Source organism: Arsenophonus sp. PmNCSU2021_1 (genome assembly GCF_036919435.1).
GTDB lineage: Bacteria > Pseudomonadota > Gammaproteobacteria > Enterobacterales > Enterobacteriaceae > Arsenophonus > Arsenophonus nilaparvatae.
Map to the genome: position 1 here is coordinate 562,761 of NZ_JAZHPL010000006.1, position 16,060 is coordinate 578,820.

Here is a 16,060-nt window from a genome sequence, read left to right on the forward strand (position 1 = left end):
TACTCAGTTTTTTTAATAGCTGAGTCTCCGGTAATTGTGGGGATTGACGGGATATATTGATTAGTTTCTGTCTTTGGGAGAAGGAAATGAATTCTTTTCTGCGCTGGCTTTATACTGCTGCTATTGTTTTTATTGTCGGTTGCAGCAGTGAAAACTGGCGTAAAAATGAAGTCTTTGCTGTCCCATTGCAACCCACATTGCAACAAGAAGTAATATTGGCTCGTATGGAACAGATCCTTGCGAGCCGGTCGTTGTCCGATGATGAATATGCACAGCTTTTATATGAACGCGGTGTGTTGTATGATAGTCTCGGATTGAGGGCGTTAGCGCGCAATGATTTTACCATGGCGCTAGCTATACGTCCTGATATTCCGGAAGTTTTTAATTTTCTGGGAATATATTTTACACAGGCAGGCAATTTTGATGCTGCCTATGAAGCGTTTGATTCTGTTTTAGAGCTTGATCCAACTTACAATTTCGCGCGCATGAATCGGGGTATTGCACTGTATTATGGTGGGAGATATCGATTGGCGCAGGGTGATCTGCTGGCGTATTATCGACAAGATCCAAATGATCCTTTCCGCAGCTTATGGCTTTATTTAGTGGAGAAAGAGATAAAACTAAAAATCGCGCAAGCCAATTTGTTATCTCGTTATAACCAAGCGGAAAAAGGGCAATGGGGCTGGAATATAGTTGAATTCTATTTAGGTAAAATCAGTGAAAAAACATTGATGGTTCGTCTGAAAGAGAATTCAACAGATAACACTTCGCTCGCTGAGCATCTTAGTGAAACTAACTTCTATTTAGGTAAATATTACCTAAGTCTGGGGGATAATGATAACGCTATAGCGTTATTCAAGCTTACGGTAGCTAGCAATGCACATAGCTTTGTTGAGCACCGCTATGCTCTGTTGGAACTGGCTTTGTTAGGTCAGGCACAAGACGACCTTTCAGAATCAGGCTAACAGTAGCGACGAACATATCATCACTGCTTTTTTAAGTCTTCATCGATTGTGATGAGGGCTCGTTGTTCGTTTAATAACATAATTTGAGCCAGTTCACATTTTAAATGAAAATGACCGAAATTTTTTTCGCAGAGTTATGTAAACTGGCCGCCATAATAAATGAGGCACTTTTGCATGACTAATGAGACTGAAATCTCTTTTGCTGATTTAGGTTTATCAACACCGATTCTTTCTGCACTAAATGACCTTGGTTATGAAAAACCATCGCCAATCCAGCAGCAATGTATCCCCTATTTATTAGATGGGTGTGACGTATTAGGTATGGCACAAACCGGTAGTGGTAAAACCGCCGCTTTTAGTTTACCGCTATTACATAATATAGATATCACATTGAAAGCCCCTCAAATTTTAGTGTTGGCACCAACGCGTGAGTTAGCCGTACAAGTTGCGGAAGCCATGGGTGAATTCTCCAAACACATGCGTTCAGTAAATGTAGTCGCACTTTATGGTGGGCAGCGTTACGATTCGCAACTACGCGCACTAAGGCAAGGCCCACAAATTGTAGTAGGAACTCCGGGTCGCTTATTAGATCACTTGAAACGAGGGACGCTAAATTTATCCCATTTACGTGGCTTGGTTCTTGATGAAGCGGACGAAATGTTACGTATGGGGTTCATTGAAGACGTTGAAAATATCATGAGTCAGATCCCAACCGAGCATCAAACGGCACTATTTTCTGCCACAATGCCGGAAGCGATCCGTCGTATTACTCGTCGTTTTATGACATCACCAAAAGAGATCAGCATTCAATCCAGTGTGACGACGCGTCCAGACATTACCCAAAGTTATTGGTCTGTCTATGGCATGCGTAAAAATGAAGCATTAGTTCGTTTTTTGGAGGCTGAAGATTTTGATGCGGCAATTATTTTTGTACGCACTAAAAATGCCACATTAGAGGTTGCTGAAGCGCTTGAACGTAGTGGCTATAATAGCTCGGCTCTAAATGGCGATATGAATCAAGCTCTACGTGAGCAAACTTTAGAGCGTTTGAAAGATGGCCGTCTTGATATATTAATTGCCACCGATGTTGCAGCACGCGGTCTAGATGTTGAACGTATTAGTTTAGTTGTTAATTATGACATACCGATGGATGCAGAATCTTATGTGCATCGAATTGGTCGTACCGGTCGAGCAGGTCGAGCTGGGCGTGCTATTTTGTTTGTCGATAATCGTGAACGTCGACTACTACGCAATATTGAACGTACCATGAAGCAGCCAATTGCCGAAGTTGAGTTACCAAGTTCTGCGCTGTTAAGTGAACGTCGCCAAGCTAAATTTGCTGAAAATATTCAAAAGCAATTAGAAAGCGGTGATTTAGAAAAATATCGTGCATTACTGGCTAAATTAGTTGTTGATGATGATCTGGATATGGAAACCTTAGCTTCCGCACTATTAAAAATGGCGCAAGGTGATCGGCCGCTAATATTGCCACCTGATCCTGTTCGTCGTGCAAAACGTGAATTTAATTCACGTGATGAGCGTCGTCGCAGTAACGGCACTTCTGAACGTAGTCCGCGTCGCGATGTCGGTGATATGGAATTGTACCGTATTGAAGTTGGTCGTGATGATGGCGTTGAAGTTCGCCACATTGTCGGTGCAATTGCTAACGAAGCAGATATTAGTAGTCGTTATATTGGTAATATTAAATTGTTTGCTTCACACTCAACAATAGAGTTACCAAAAGGTATGCCAAATGAATTACTTAATCATTTGACACGTACACGTATTTTGAATAAGCCAATGCAAATGCAATTGTTAGGTGAAGCACAACCGTTTGAACGTCGTGGTAACGGTGGGCAGCGTAATGGTGGTGAATTACGTGAGCGAGGACGTCGCTTTGGTAATGAACGTCGTAGTGAGCGTGAACAGTTCCGTGGTCGTAACGAAGGGAATAATAACGCTGGATTACGCCGTCGTAGCAATCACAATATCTAATGTAATAGGATTATTGTCCTATTTAGCGCCAAAAGCTGAATTCAATTGAATTCAGCTTTTTGTTTATTAAAAGGTTATCAACCGAATTAGCATAATCCTAACGCTTCTTTAAAGACTTTCAGGTAGCGACGGCTGATCGGAATATGCTGATCATTACTTAATACCAGTTTTGCCTGATTATTTTCAGTAAAAATAATTTCTTTTAGTTGGGCCATATTGATCAAGTATTGGCGGTGGCAACGAACCAATGTGGTACGCATTTCAATAGTGCGTAGTGTCAGTTCGGTAAATCCTTCTTGATTTTTGTTGTTCATAACATATACACCATTCATACGAGATGTAATGTAACCTGAGTTCGGGATAAGCATTATCAATTATACTTGAAGATACGTACCTGCAACAGGTATCTTTGGTTTAGATGGCATTAAACAATATGCAACCAGTCCGCCTAATAAATTCACTACAAAGTTAGCCGGAGAGCGATGTCGCGTATGCTCTATTTGACAAAGATTTTTTAACTCATCAAATACCGTTTCAATGACAGAACGATGACGCAAGATGGCTTTGTCGAAACAAGTCTGTTTAATAGGCTTCATTTTCTTCTTGATATTCGTTATAAGGCTAATTCCCATCGTTTTGAGTTGCTGTTTCAGTGAAGCCGATAAATACCCTTTATCTGCGTACAAACAACCAGAAAGATCCTTTGTCAGCTCAGGCAATGGTTTCCGATCATCGGTGTTTCCTGGTGTGAGTCGAAAACTGAGTATTTCCCCCAAATGATTGATAATTACATGAAGCTTGAAACCAAAGAACCAACCTGTTGAATTTTTTCCCCGTTCAGCTATCCCATTGAAGACTTTATGTCTGCGGATCCGTAAGTTATCACACACCGCTATCGGAGTAGAATCGGCAACCGATAGCCCCGTGCATTTTCCCTTAATTGACTCAAACAGTGCCGTTAACGCTAAGGCACTACGCGGAAGTAACTCTACACAGCGTGAATAGGATGGCAAGTTAGGAAATTCCTTCCGGAGATATAAGCGGACATAATAGAGATAAAATACCTTGAATTGCCTGAATTGGAGTTGATGAAACAACACAACCAGTGTCATCATTTCCGCCAACGAAAGCTGAGTAGACCGTCTACGACGCTTAGTACCGTTAGTCAGCAAATATTCATGCATTTTTGGCTCGAAGTCTTTGCAAAAATCATCCATCAGGCAATAAAGTTCAGTAAGATTTTCCATAATTGTTTAACAATGCTCTACTCTTTAACCAGACTGTTAGAGTATTTTAACAAAACAGGCTCATTCAACTATTTGAATATCAAGACTTTCTCTTTATTTCTTATCCCGAACTCAGGTTAATGTAGAGCACTTCGCCAAGGGGTATCAACCAAATACGATTGTGGCCTACACAGGGAATGTATTTAAGGGAGATATTACTCGACAATTGTTCAATATTCTGTTTTTGTCGATAGTGATGTAACCGCTGAAGGGTTTTTGATAAACGGTTTTTTTCTAACGGTTTTAGCAAATAGTCAAAAACGTGCTCCTCAAAAGCTTGAATAGCGTATCCGTCGAAAGCGGTAACAAATATAATATAAGGCCGATGTTGCGGACCGAGCATTTGTACCATTTCAAGTCCTGTAATGCGAGGCATTTGAATATCAAGGAAAACAACATCCGGTTTTTTATGATGACACGAGTTTCGCACAGGCATATAAAATTCTAGAAATGGCTTAAAAGCAATGATCAATCTGCAAGTTACTAAAACACATGAATTTTCTTAAATTACAATAAGTTGTATTTGATTTATAAGGTTTTATCTATTTATATATTATGCTGAATTAAACTTAAAAATAGAGCGTTTTTTTATTGGTGCGAAACTCGTGGATGAATAACCCTGAGCGCTTCAATGGCATTAGAGCATTCGCTAATAATATCAATATTGGCTTCCTGCTCTAATAGGTAACGTAAATTCTCGCGTGCAAGAGGTTCGTCATCAACAATTACAATCTTCATTGTTAAGTCGCCTGGTTTGTTACGTTAATATCGGGCATACACAGCCTGACACAAGTAAATTGTTCTGGTTGGCAGAAGATATTGATACCATATTGTTCACCGTAGTGGAGTTTCAGACGCTTATCTACCAGCTTTATGCCTAATCCATCATTTATTTCCGCAGGTTGATATAATCCTGCATTATCTTTAATTTCAATATAAATATGCCCATGTTGTTGAAAGGCACGAAGGCTAATTCGGCCAGTATTTAATAAATGTGCGGTTCCATGTTTGATCGCATTTTCAACTAGGGTTTGTAGTGAAAACGTCGGTAATTTAGTGACTTGCAATTTTGGCGGGATCTGGATTTTAATTTGCAGATGCTCACCAAAACGCGCTTTTTCAATTTGTAAGTAAGTGTTTACATGTTCAATTTCGTCATACAATGTTGTTATCGTCACGAGTTTCGCAATCTCCAAAAAAGAAATATAAATTTAAAAACAAGAAAAAATCAGGGTGTTCATATTTTGTCGGGTTATCCATGTATTAAAGATATCTATAAAACATTCTTACAAGTAAGCAGTTTAAGATACTCTGGTTTAGCGTTATCAGAAGTAAGCCCATCGCCTTTATCTCATGACACTGTTAGCCGATGGCTAAAAAGTAGATGTTTTAGACCTAAAGACCTATGGCGATTAGTTGAACCTTCTATAGACAAAAAAAGCCCTTGCGTACTAATTGCCGATGATACATTGATTGCCAAAACACGTAGTAAAAAAATAGAGATGGTCCATTATCAATATTCAGGTAATGAACATGATGTTATTGCTGGCATAGGTTTAGTTAATTTGCTTTGGCATGATCTGACGAAGGTTGAATCAATTCCTATCAATTATCGTATTTATGATAAAGATTCTGATGGAAAAATAAAAAACACGCACTTTTCCGAAATGCTCACTCTTGCTAAAAAAAGAGGGATCATGCCAGAAGCCGTAGTGATGGATGCTTGGTATTCTAGCCTGGATAACCTGAAATCAATTCGCTCTCATGGTTGGATCTGGGTAACCACGCTGAGGAAAAATAGGATTGTTAACCATAACAAACAACTGAACAAGTTAGACATCTCAGAAGAAGGAACGTCAATACACTTGCGAGGATATGGTTGGGTAACCGTTTTCAAATTTACAGCCAAAAACGGCCGTATTGATTACATAGTAACAAACAAAGAGAATCCCACCCGTCAATACCTCAAATCTATCATGGATGCCCGTTGGTCTGTTGAAGTTTATCATCGAGAAGTTAAACAAAACTGTGGTATTGAACGCTGTCAGGCTCGCACGAGCCGAGCGCAAAGAAATCATATTTTTCTCGCTATTTCTGCGTGGTTTGAACAACATAAACGTCGTATATCTGAAAAAATAACCCTTTATCAACAAAATTGGGACGTAATCAAAAGTGCTATTACTGAGCAAATCCGTGTTTTATTAGCGTACCCAAATTAGTTTTGTGCGAAACTCGTGATCGTTTCAGGGCGTTTTAAATTTTTACGCAAGAAGGTAGAGAGTTAGTTTATCAGTTCAGTAGCTTGTTTGCGGTCGTTACGTATCACGGCTTGTAGGGTATTGAGTGCATTAAATAAAAAATGAGGATTAACTTGTGCATGAAGCAATTTTATTTCTGACTTTAACAAAGATTGTTTATTTCGTTCATATTGGCCAGATAGAGTTTGGGCGGATATGAGGCTAGCAATAGCCTCTCTTAAAGTAAGATTAATTGAACTAAATAATCGATTTTTTTCCTCATAAAGCTTAATGGTACCAATAACTTGTTGATTTTCTGCTCGTAACGGGATCACTAAAACTGAACCAATTTTACAGTTGATACTCATTGAGCATTGATAGGGTTCTTCATTTCCGTCTGCGTATACCACCTGATTATTTTTAATCGCACGCATTGTTGGTTTAGAAGTAAGTTTAGCGCTGGCAATATGATGATCAGAGCCAATGCCAACAAAAGCGAGAATTTTTTCTGTATCAGTGATTGTAACTGCACCAATTTGTAATTGTTGATAAATAATATTAGCAACATGCATACTATTATGAGTATTAAATCCTTGGCGCAATATTCCTTCGGTATGAGCCGCAATTTTTAACGCTTGGGTAGAAAGGGCCGTGGTATATTTTTCAATAATAGCTCGCCTATCCAACAAAATACGAATAAATATCGCTGCACCTATACTATTGCTAATAATCATCGGCAGGGCAATATTTTTAACCAGGGTGATAGCGTTAGCAAAGGGTTTTGTTAGTAATAAAATGATTAACATTTGCAGAATTACAACTAAAAAAGTCACACTGGCAGCAGTATAGGGATTAAACAGCTTGTTGATTTGCATCTGTTTTATGTAATAACGATGTACCAATCCGCCAATTAAACCCTCCATAAGCGTTGACAGCATGCAACTAGTTGCTGTTGCACCACCGAGTGAATAACGGTGTATTCCGCCGGTAATACCGACCAATATTCCCACACTGGGACCGCCGAGGAAACCGCTTAATACGGTACCGATGGCGCGAGTGTTAGCAATTGCATCACCAATATATAACCCCAAATAGCTACCGATAATTGAAAAAGCAGCAAAGATAACATAACACATCAGCTTATGAGAGGTAAAAATCGTGACTTTTAATAATGGAATAATGAGCGGGGTTTTACTAAGTATCCAGGCGATAATTAAATAAACACACATTTGTTGGAGTAATAACAGTAATAAATCAAAGGCATACATAGTTAATCCAGTAAAAAATACATTTCATGGTATCGCATAACTGAATGAGCAGGACTAAAATTGAATGGTTACTAGTCAAAATATGCGTAGGATAAAGATTAGATTGTACAATAGTAAAGGTATACCGTCTGTTTTGTGCGATTTAGAGCACGAATTTATTAACAACTTACATTTTAAAAGCGCATACTGAATTGTTTGTTAATTGCAAACAGTAGAGTTGTATGTGAAATAGTTAAGGTATGTTATAGTTAATATGAAAAGAAGAATCTCATTTTTAGTGCTACTGATGCTGATCGTTGTTGCGATTGCTGTGTTGCTTTATACACAGAATAAGCACCTTTTGTTACAAGGGGAAGTTGATGCACCTGAAGTCATCGTTACCTCTAAAGCTAGAGGACGTGTAATTGAGCGTCATATTGAACGCGGTGACATGGTACAAAAAGGACAATTGTTGATCACCTTGGAAAGGCCGGAATTGCAAGCGCAACTAGCGGCATTGAAGGCAGTACGTGATCAAGCTAAAGCGCAACTTGATTTATCTTTAAATGGTACTCGCGAAGAGACGATCCGTAATGTTCAAGCTGTATTAAAACAGGCCCAATCCCAATATACCAATGCAAATAACGAATATATCCGACTGAATAATTTATCGGGTAAAGGCTATGTTTCGGCTAATGAGTTAGATAGAGCACGGCGGGCGAAAGATGTCGCTTTCCATCAGGTAAATAGCGCTCAGGCGCAATTAGATGAAGCTAAAAATGGTGATCGCATTGAATTGCGGAATAAATATGCCGCTGCATTACGGCAAACCGAGCAACAAATGATTGAGTTGCAGGTGCAAGTTGATGATTTACTTGTTAAAGCACCGGTTGATGGTGAAGTTGGCCCCATACCGGCCGAAGTTGGCGAATTATTTAATGCCAATAGCCCACTGCTGACACTTGTTTGCCACAGGCCTACTTTATTTATAATTTACGCGAAGATATTATGGCCTACGTTCGTAAAGGCGATAAGGTATCGATACGTGTTCCTGCTTTACAGGACAAAATTATTGTAGCGGAAATACGCTATATTGCACCAATGGGCCACTATGCAACTAAACGCGCAACACGTGCAACTGGAGACTTTGATTTAAGGACATTTGAAGTACGCCTTTATCCACTAGAGCCTATTGATGGATTGCGTCCTGGGATGAGCGCACTGTGGGCTTAGGATAAATAGATGTTTTTTATGACAATAAAAGCAATATGGGCTAACTTTAGTTTTGCTTTTAATCAAGAAATACAGATTGCTGTTCGTAGCCCGATCCTACATTGGTTAAGTTGGATATTTCCATTACTTCTATTTATATTAGTAAGCGCTAACTTTTCTGAAGGAACCTTGTTAAATCTTCCTGTTTCAGTGGTTGATCATGACCATAGCCTATTATCAAATAAGTTAATTCGTAATTTAAATGCAGCGTCACATGCTGATATTAAAGCGATTGATGGCACAATCAATACTTCGTTATTACGTTTAGGCAGTGCTAAAGATTATGCTTTGCTCTACATTCCCTCTCATTTTGAAAAGGATGTTCTTACGGGTCGGCAACCGACAGTCAGAATGTATTATAATGCCTTATTTTATGCCTCTGGCAGTTATGCCATCCAAGATTTTAGCGGGGTAATCGCTCAACTGAATGCACAATTCCGTCCAATATTAGCTTCATCAATGGGATGTAGTATACCTCTTTTGGCCAGAGTTACCCTCTCTTATGACAGTCTGTTTAACCCTAGTGGAAACTATATCTATTATCAGCAATTTGCCGCTACTATCCATATGTTACAGTTGTTTGTTATCACTTGTACTATCTATATTATGTCGCGTGGCACGGCATTATTAACCAACAAAACATTTACCAGTGCATTATTAGGCAAATTGGCGCCTTACACCCTGTTTTTTACCACATTATTATTAATTGAAATTGCTGCTCTCTCTTTTTTCTTTGACGCTAAAATTACCGGTAACCCATTTTACCTTTTGCTGGTGGGCTTTTTTTATGTCATTGCCGCCCAGAGTGTCGGTATGTTGTTATTCGTTTTTACCAAAAGTATTTTTACTGCCTATAGTTTGATCGGCATGTTGGTTAGCCTGGCATTAGCTTTTTCTGGTTTTGCCATGCCAATAATGGCAATGGCTTGGCCCGTGCAGATTGTGGCAAATATTCAACCACTTACTCATGCATTAAATGTGATGTTTGATATTTTTTTGCGAGAGGTTTCTTTGCTACGCGTCATGCAAGTCTGTTTAATATTACTAATTTACCCTGCTATTTGTGCCTTTTTGATCCGTAATCGCCTGTTAACAAGGCTAAGAATGCAGGAGGCCTTTTGATAAAGCTATATTTGCGGACTTTTTATCGGGTATTACTTGGCATGTTGGCAAAGCCTATGTGGTTATTGTTGTTGATTTCGTTATCGATTATGAATCTGGTTTATATTCGGCCAGTACTGTGGGATTTGCCGGTAGCAATTATTAATCAAGATCACGAGTTTCGCACCAATAAAAAAACGCTCTATTTTTAAGTTTAATTCAGCATAATATGTAAATAGATAAAACCTTATAAATTAAATATAACTTATTATAAATTAAGTAAATTTATGCATTTCAGTAACTTGCAGATTAATCATTACTTTTAAGCCATTTCTAGAATTTTATAGGCCTGTGCGAAACTCGTGAAGATCATAGTTCTGCTAGCCGCTTACTGATGAACCGACTGGATACGATACCAAAAATAAAATTACACAGTTGTGATGATTTGGCCAGAGCAAGGGCTGATATGCGTGAACGGAAATTGTTTGCCATTATTCTTATTCCTATCGATTTTGAAAAGAGTTTACTCAATGGTAAAAATATTACGGTACCCGTTTATGGTGATGGTACTAATCGACTTGCCAGCGGCCAAATACAGCCACGAGTTTCGCACCAATAAAAAAACGCTCTATTTTTAAGTTTAATTCAGCATAATATGTAAATAGATAAAACCTTATAAATTAAATATAACTTATTGTAAATTAAGTAAATTTATGCATTTCAGTAACTTGCAGATTAATCATTACTTTTAAGCCATTTCTAGAATTTTATAGGCCTGTGCGAAACTCGTGACAGCAAGAAATTTCCTCTGCTTATATTCAGTTGTTAAACGAATATAATACTCAACGGCTAAGAAATGCAGGGTTTACTGATCAACAGGCCAGTACATTATTAACACCCATTAAAGGAATAACAGAACCTTTATTCAATCCGGGCCCGAGTTTTGCTGCGATTGTTTTTCCAGGTTTATTGGTCATGTTATTACAACACTCATTGTTAGTCGCTTGTGTGAAAGCCTATATTGACGTTCACAGAGCGGCAAACGGCAAAATTTCATCCGCTGTTTATCTGGGGGCATGGTCAGCGTTGTTACCCATTTGGTTATTCCTATCGGCCATCTTTTTTGCACTTTGGCCTTGGGTATTGGGTTACCGACAAGAAGCACCACTTTATCAGCTTGTGATCGTCACCTTACCATTCTTATTGGCGGTTTTAGGATTAGGTAAGTTTGTTACCGAATTTTTACGTAGTGTCGAAATGATTTATCTAACACTGGCTTTTCTAACCACGCCGGTATTTTATATTTCAGGCGCTATTTGGCCATTACAAGCAATGCCGGATTGGGTAAGAATGGTTGCTTATTCCTTACCTTCAACATGGGCAATAAAAGCGATAGCGGGTATTAACCAACTTGATTTAAGTTTATCTGACGTAGGTATTGATATCTTGATGATGCTAATGTTATGCACAATTTATGCGTTACTGGGCATATTGATCAATATGTTACGTAGTGGCGAACTGCGCCAGTTCAGCCACTGTCAACGATCACCGAAAACTGATCCACTTTTTAGCTAACACGAGTTTCGCACAGGCCTATAAAATTCTAGAAATGGCTTAAAAGTAATGATTAATCTGCAAGTTACTGAAATGCATAAATTTACTTAATTTACAATAAGTTATATTTAATTTATAAGGTTTTATCTATTTATATATTATGCTGAATTAAACTTAAAAATAGAGCGTTTTTTTATTGGTGCGAAACTCGTGGCTAAATCCGATCAATCAAAATTGATCCACTTTTACTCAGTCATTGCTCCTGAGCGCCGCTTATCTTTCAATCGATAGCTTTCACCGCTTAATTGCAGTACATGCGAATGATGAAGTAAACGATCAAGCATAGCGGCAGTTAATGTTGCGTCATCAGCAAAAGCATTTGGCCATTGCCCAAATGATAAGTTACTCGTCAATATGACACTGCCATGCTCATAACGCTTGGCAATCACATTGAAAAACAGGTTTGCTTCTTCTCGCCCAAACGGCAGGTATCCAATCTCATCGATAATCAACAATTTCGGGGCCATCACCGAACGTGATAGATATTGTTTGAGCTTATTTTGTCGTTTGGCAGTTGAGAGTTGCAACATCAGTTCAGCTGCCGTGGTAAAGCGGGTTTTCTTCTTGGCCTGTACTGCTTTTAATCCTAACCCAATAGCTAAATGCGTTTTGCCTACACCGCTTGGGCCAAGCAACACGACATTTTCATTACGTTCAATAAACGTTAATGCGCTTAATTCCTGTATGTGTTGTTTGGGGATCCCCGTTGCAAACTTAAAATCGAACGTATTAAGTTCTTTATGTGCTGGGAATCCTGCCATCCGACTCAAAAGATTACGGGTTCGTTCATCTCGTTGTTGTTGCTCACATTTTAATAGGGACAGTAAAAACTCTCCGTAGCTTTTGTCTTGGGCAATGCATTGTTCGGCAAGTGATGACCAATGAGTCGGAATAGAATTTAATTTCAATGACTCACACAGGTGTTCAATTTGTTCATGCAATAACATGTTCACCTCCCAGCAATGCTTCGTATACGCTGATTGAGTGTTGCAAACTGACAGATTCAAGGGGCGGTACGATACGGATATTAAGCGTATCAGTCTGCGGGATAGATTGGCAAACCCTTGCTGGTAAGGGTAGAAGATACTTAACTTCCTTAGCTAGTCTATCTGCTGGCTTCTCTAACGTTGTTCCATGAATCCGCTGATGGGCAACGCGTTGTAACCAGGGCCCCACTCTTGCATTAGCTATCTCAATATCCAGTTCAAGATTATGAGCACGAAGGTCGGTATTTAATGGTACGATAAAGCTGTTTTTTAAATAGTGGTTAAAGCGCTCTACTTTCCCTTTAGTTTTTGCCCTGTAGGGCTTGCAAGCACACAATTTAAACCCGTAATCTTTCGACATTTGAAGCATTTCGACATGTAATTTATGTTCACCTTCTGCATAAGCATCCCGTTCGATGATGAGGGATTTTGCGTTATCACACAATATTTCCTGTGGTACACCACCAAAATAGTCGAAAGCTTCTCGTAAACCTTGTTGCCAGGATTCTGCTCGTTCATTATCAAAGAACTTTACATAACTCGCACGCGAATAGCCTAGCGTTGCACCAAACGCTTTTAGTGATTTTTTACCTCGCCGGATGCTGGTGAAGTCGATTTGCATTTGTTGACCTGGCTGTGTTTCAAAACGGACGACAGCTTCGGGAACAATGCTTGGTTTAAATTGACAAACAAATCGGCGTAATTGAGCAATACCGCCTTGATAGCCGCTTTCAACTACTTCATCAAATAAGACTGTTGCAGGGATCCAATCAGGTTTAGCCAGTTCAATTCGCTGAAGCAAATAAGGTTTAAAGGGTGCTAATTTAGTCGGTTGTTGACTTCTTTTAGCATAAGTTGGCATTGTCTGTTGTTGTAAATGATGTTTTACGGTGTTACGGGATATGCCCAATTCACGGGCAATTTTTCGAAGGCTTTGTCCTTGTGCAAAGCGAACATGAATATCCACAAATATCTCCTTGGTTAACATAAATTATCCGTACAAAAATGTGCGAATAATACCAAGTGGATCAGTTTTAGATGATCGTTAGTGGATCAGTTTTGCATGATCGGTGACACCACCATTTGCGTTGTTTATTGAAAAGAAAAAAACGTTATTAATTTTTATGGTATAAGCGATAAACCGGCTGCGTGCCGCCAAAAGCCGTTACAGTTTGTATCATTAGTTAATGTTAGTGGATACTGACCTTGCTGATTAGCTCTAAATTGTTCCAAAATACTGATTGAATCTAGATTTTTAGCGGAGATCCGCACGATATCGACTAATCGGCCATTGACGTTTGTTCATTGCCTAGATTATAGCAGTAGCCACTTTGCGTCTGGGTACCATTTAGGGTAAAGAGTAATTGCTTTTCCTGCGAAAAGACTTTTCTACCCTGTGGATATTTTTCACAACAAGTATCACAGTTATCTTTATGGCGATTTTCTGAGCAGGCAGTAAAACAGCGAGCTGACAGTGCTAGTGGTAGATGTCCATAACCACACGAGTTTCGCAATCTCCAAAAAAGAAGTATAAATTTAAAAACAAGAAAAAATCAGGGTGTTCATATTTTGTCGGGTTATCCATGTATTAAAGATATCCACGAGTTTCGCACAGGCCTATAAAATTCTAGAAATGGCTTAAAAGTAATGATTAATCTGCAAGTTACTGAAATGCATAAATTTACTTAATTTACAATAAGTTATATTTAATTTATAAGGTTTTATCTATTTATATATTATGCTGAATTAAACTTAAAAATAGAGCGTTTTTTTATTGGTGCGAAACTCGTGAACCAAATACTTCGACTTCAAAATTGTGGCGAAATCCTAGCTGTTCACATTGATAAAGCAGATCTTGTAACCAATCACGAGAAAGTTCAATCGGTAAGCACCAACGTATCATTCCTTGGCGATAAAGCAGGCGTAAGGTATAGGCATTGTAGCAATTGAGTCCATATCCTGCCATAAAGGGTATTTTTTGCTCAATAAGCTTATTAATGACACCGAAATCGTGTGCTTCAACTAAAAATTCACCATTATCGACCAATTTAGCTATTTGTCGAAGCTCGGCCGCGTTTTGCAATAAAGATAAACTAGAGATTACTACTTGTTTACCGTGTAAAGTTATTTCTTTTGCTAGTTCAAGCCAGTCTGCTGCTTGCATTTCTCGACGCTTACTACAAACCGTTTCACCAAGATAAATAATATCTGCGCTACTGTTCATCGCTTGTTGATAAAACTGAATTAATGTTTCTTTTGACCAATAATAAAGTACTGAACCTAAGGAATATTTCATTTTTCGTCTTATCCTATTGCCATTTACGATGATAAGCACCTAATGTGGTCTGTTTACCTTCAGAGAGATTTTCCAATACATTGCTCCAGTTTTGATTGGTAATGAATCTTTTAGGATCATTTTTGCAATAATCAATAGGTTGCCGCCAGATATGGGTAACCTGAGTTCGGGATAAGCATTATCAATTATACTTGAAGATACGTACCTGCAACAGGTATCTTTGGTTTAGATGGCATTAAACAATATGCAACCAGTCCGCCTAATAAATTCACTACAAAGTTAGCCGGAGAGCGATGTCGCGTATGCTCTATTTGACAAAGATTTTTTAACTCATCAAATACCGTTTCAATGACAGAACGATGACGCAAGATGGCTTTGTCGAAACAAGTCTGTTTAATAGGCTTCATTTTCTTCTTGATATTCGTTATAAGGCTAATTCCCATCGTTTTGAGTTGCTGTTTCAGTGAAGCCGATAAATACCCTTTATCTGCGTACAAACAACCAGAAAGATCCTTTGTCAGCTCAGGCAATGGTTTCCGATCATCGGTGTTTCCTGGTGTGAGTCGAAAACTGAGTATTTCCCCCAAATGATTGATAATTACATGAAGCTTGAAACCAAAGAACCAACCTGTTGAATTTTTTCCCCGTTCAGCTATCCCATTGAAGACTTTATGTCTGCGGATCCGTAAGTTATCACACACCGCTATCGGAGTAGAATCGGCAACCGATAGCCCCGTGCATTTTCCCTTAATTGACTCAAACAGTGCCGTTAACGCTAAGGCACTACGCGGAAGTAACTCTACACAGCGTGAATAGGATGGCAAGTTAGGAAATTCCTTCCGGAGATATAAGCGGACATAATAGAGATAAAATACCTTGAATTGCCTGAATCGGAGTTGATGAAACAACACAACCAGTGTCATCATTTCCGCCAACGAAAGCTGAGTAGACCGTCTACGACGCTTAGTACCGTTAGTCAGCAAATATTCATGCATTTTTGGCTCGAAGTCTTTGCAAAAATCATCCATCAGGCAATAAAGTTCAGTAAGATTTTCCATAAT

The 16,060-nt window shown here is 38.8% G+C and carries 13 protein-coding genes and 8 pseudogenes; 9 read left to right on the top strand and 12 right to left on the bottom strand.

Annotation, left to right across the window (positions count from 1 at the left end; translation table 11 throughout):
• The first annotated feature begins 86 nt into the window (after positions 1-86).
• The 3 genes from nlpI (at position 87) to V3224_RS15805 (ending at position 2,960) form a co-directional block, all read left to right on the top strand.
• Positions 87-965 (top strand): lipoprotein NlpI, encoded by an 879-nt coding sequence (nlpI, locus tag V3224_RS15800; protein WP_334471667.1) that lies wholly within the window; start codon positions 87-89, stop codon positions 963-965.
• A 110-nt stretch (positions 966-1,075) separates the two neighbouring features.
• On the top strand, positions 1,076-1,147 hold the full coding sequence (gene yrbN, locus V3224_RS30095) for a protein YrbN (RefSeq protein ID WP_366212778.1): 72 nt from the start codon (positions 1,076-1,078) through the stop codon (positions 1,145-1,147).
• A complete protein-coding gene (locus V3224_RS15805; protein WP_334471669.1) occupies positions 1,140-2,960 on the top strand; it encodes a DEAD/DEAH family ATP-dependent RNA helicase in 1,821 nt (606 codons plus the stop codon). Before yrbN ends, V3224_RS15805 begins: the two co-directional genes overlap by 8 nt.
• A gap of 86 nt (positions 2,961-3,046) precedes the next feature.
• On the opposite strand, the pseudogene V3224_RS15810 reads toward V3224_RS15805, so the two are convergent.
• The 5 genes and pseudogenes from V3224_RS15810 to V3224_RS15830 form a co-directional block, all read right to left on the bottom strand.
• A pseudogene (locus tag V3224_RS15810) lies at positions 3,047-3,307 on the bottom strand (LytTR family transcriptional regulator DNA-binding domain-containing protein); the annotation flags it as partial.
• Between the two features lie 27 nt (positions 3,308-3,334).
• Positions 3,335-4,207 (bottom strand): IS982 family transposase, encoded by an 873-nt coding sequence (locus tag V3224_RS15815; protein ID WP_334471673.1) that lies wholly within the window; start codon positions 4,205-4,207, stop codon positions 3,335-3,337.
• 115 nt (positions 4,208-4,322) lie between these two features.
• A pseudogene (locus V3224_RS15820) lies at positions 4,323-4,661 on the bottom strand (response regulator); the annotation flags it as partial.
• A gap of 173 nt (positions 4,662-4,834) precedes the next feature.
• A complete protein-coding gene (locus V3224_RS15825; protein ID WP_442890531.1) occupies positions 4,835-4,984 on the bottom strand; it encodes a hypothetical protein in 150 nt (49 codons plus the stop codon).
• Positions 4,985-4,986: 2 nt separating this feature from the next.
• A complete protein-coding gene (locus V3224_RS15830) occupies positions 4,987-5,424 on the bottom strand; it encodes a sensor histidine kinase (protein WP_334471674.1) in 438 nt (145 codons plus the stop codon).
• Positions 5,425-5,490: 66 nt separating this feature from the next.
• On the opposite strand from V3224_RS15830, the gene V3224_RS15835 reads away from it, so the two are divergent.
• Positions 5,491-6,465: an IS701 family transposase gene (locus tag V3224_RS15835; protein WP_334471675.1), complete on the top strand. Its 975-nt coding sequence runs from the start codon at positions 5,491-5,493 to the stop codon at positions 6,463-6,465.
• Between the two features lie 65 nt (positions 6,466-6,530).
• On the opposite strand, the pseudogene V3224_RS15840 reads toward V3224_RS15835, so the two are convergent.
• A pseudogene (locus V3224_RS15840) lies at positions 6,531-7,751 on the bottom strand (LytS/YhcK type 5TM receptor domain-containing protein); the annotation flags it as partial.
• A gap of 253 nt (positions 7,752-8,004) precedes the next feature.
• Between V3224_RS15840 and V3224_RS15845 the strand changes: the two are divergent.
• The 5 genes and pseudogenes from V3224_RS15845 to V3224_RS15865 all read left to right on the top strand — a co-directional run.
• Positions 8,005-8,963 (top strand): annotated as a pseudogene (locus V3224_RS15845) (HlyD family secretion protein).
• Between the two features lie 18 nt (positions 8,964-8,981).
• Positions 8,982-10,124 (top strand): ABC transporter permease, encoded by a 1,143-nt coding sequence (locus V3224_RS15850; protein ID WP_334471676.1) that lies wholly within the window; start codon positions 8,982-8,984, stop codon positions 10,122-10,124.
• On the top strand, positions 10,121-10,315 hold the full coding sequence (locus V3224_RS15855) for a hypothetical protein (protein WP_442890534.1): 195 nt from the start codon (positions 10,121-10,123) through the stop codon (positions 10,313-10,315). The genes V3224_RS15850 and V3224_RS15855 overlap by 4 nt, the downstream gene beginning before the upstream one ends.
• Positions 10,316-10,452: 137 nt before the next feature.
• Positions 10,453-10,722 carry an ABC transporter permease gene (locus V3224_RS15860; RefSeq protein WP_442890630.1) on the top strand — a complete coding sequence of 90 codons (270 nt, stop codon included), beginning with the start codon at positions 10,453-10,455 and terminating at the stop codon, positions 10,720-10,722.
• Positions 10,723-10,895: 173 nt separating this feature from the next.
• A pseudogene (locus tag V3224_RS15865) lies at positions 10,896-11,678 on the top strand (ABC transporter permease); the annotation flags it as partial.
• A 224-nt stretch (positions 11,679-11,902) separates the two neighbouring features.
• Here V3224_RS15865 and istB read toward each other — a convergent pair.
• From istB to V3224_RS15890, 6 genes and pseudogenes are all read right to left on the bottom strand, one after another.
• Positions 11,903-12,664: an IS21-like element helper ATPase IstB gene (gene istB / locus V3224_RS15870; protein ID WP_334467780.1), complete on the bottom strand. Its 762-nt coding sequence runs from the start codon at positions 12,662-12,664 to the stop codon at positions 11,903-11,905.
• On the bottom strand, positions 12,651-13,691 hold the full coding sequence (gene istA / locus V3224_RS15875) for an IS21 family transposase (RefSeq protein WP_334471678.1): 1,041 nt from the start codon (positions 13,689-13,691) through the stop codon (positions 12,651-12,653). Before istA ends, istB begins: the two co-directional genes overlap by 14 nt.
• A gap of 134 nt (positions 13,692-13,825) precedes the next feature.
• A pseudogene (locus tag V3224_RS15880) lies at positions 13,826-14,199 on the bottom strand (U32 family peptidase); the annotation flags it as partial.
• A 302-nt stretch (positions 14,200-14,501) separates the two neighbouring features.
• Positions 14,502-14,999 (bottom strand): annotated as a pseudogene (locus tag V3224_RS15885) (U32 family peptidase); the annotation flags it as partial.
• A gap of 13 nt (positions 15,000-15,012) precedes the next feature.
• Positions 15,013-15,165: pseudogene (locus V3224_RS30100) on the bottom strand (ubiquinone anaerobic biosynthesis protein UbiU); the annotation flags it as partial.
• Positions 15,166-15,184: 19 nt separating this feature from the next.
• A complete protein-coding gene (locus tag V3224_RS15890) occupies positions 15,185-16,057 on the bottom strand; it encodes an IS982 family transposase (RefSeq protein WP_334467716.1) in 873 nt (290 codons plus the stop codon).
• Positions 16,058-16,060: the final 3 nt, after the last annotated feature.

Coding starts and splice junctions, on each gene's coding strand:
- nlpI (WP_334471667.1), top strand. CDS start 87: ATGAATTCTTTTCTGCGCTGGCTTTATACTGCTGCTATTGTTTTTATT.
- V3224_RS15805 (WP_334471669.1), top strand. CDS start 1,140: ATGACTAATGAGACTGAAATCTCTTTTGCTGATTTAGGTTTATCAACA.
- V3224_RS15815 (WP_334471673.1), bottom strand. CDS start 4,207: ATGGAAAATCTTACTGAACTTTATTGCCTGATGGATGATTTTTGCAAA.
- V3224_RS15825 (WP_442890531.1), bottom strand. CDS start 4,984: ATGAAGATTGTAATTGTTGATGACGAACCTCTTGCACGCGAGAATTTA.
- V3224_RS15850 (WP_334471676.1), top strand. CDS start 8,982: ATGACAATAAAAGCAATATGGGCTAACTTTAGTTTTGCTTTTAATCAA.
- istB (WP_334467780.1), bottom strand. CDS start 12,664: ATGTTATTGCATGAACAAATTGAACACCTGTGTGAGTCATTGAAATTA.
- istA (WP_334471678.1), bottom strand. CDS start 13,691: ATGTTAACCAAGGAGATATTTGTGGATATTCATGTTCGCTTTGCACAA.
- V3224_RS15890 (WP_334467716.1), bottom strand. CDS start 16,057: ATGGAAAATCTTACTGAACTTTATTGCCTGATGGATGATTTTTGCAAA.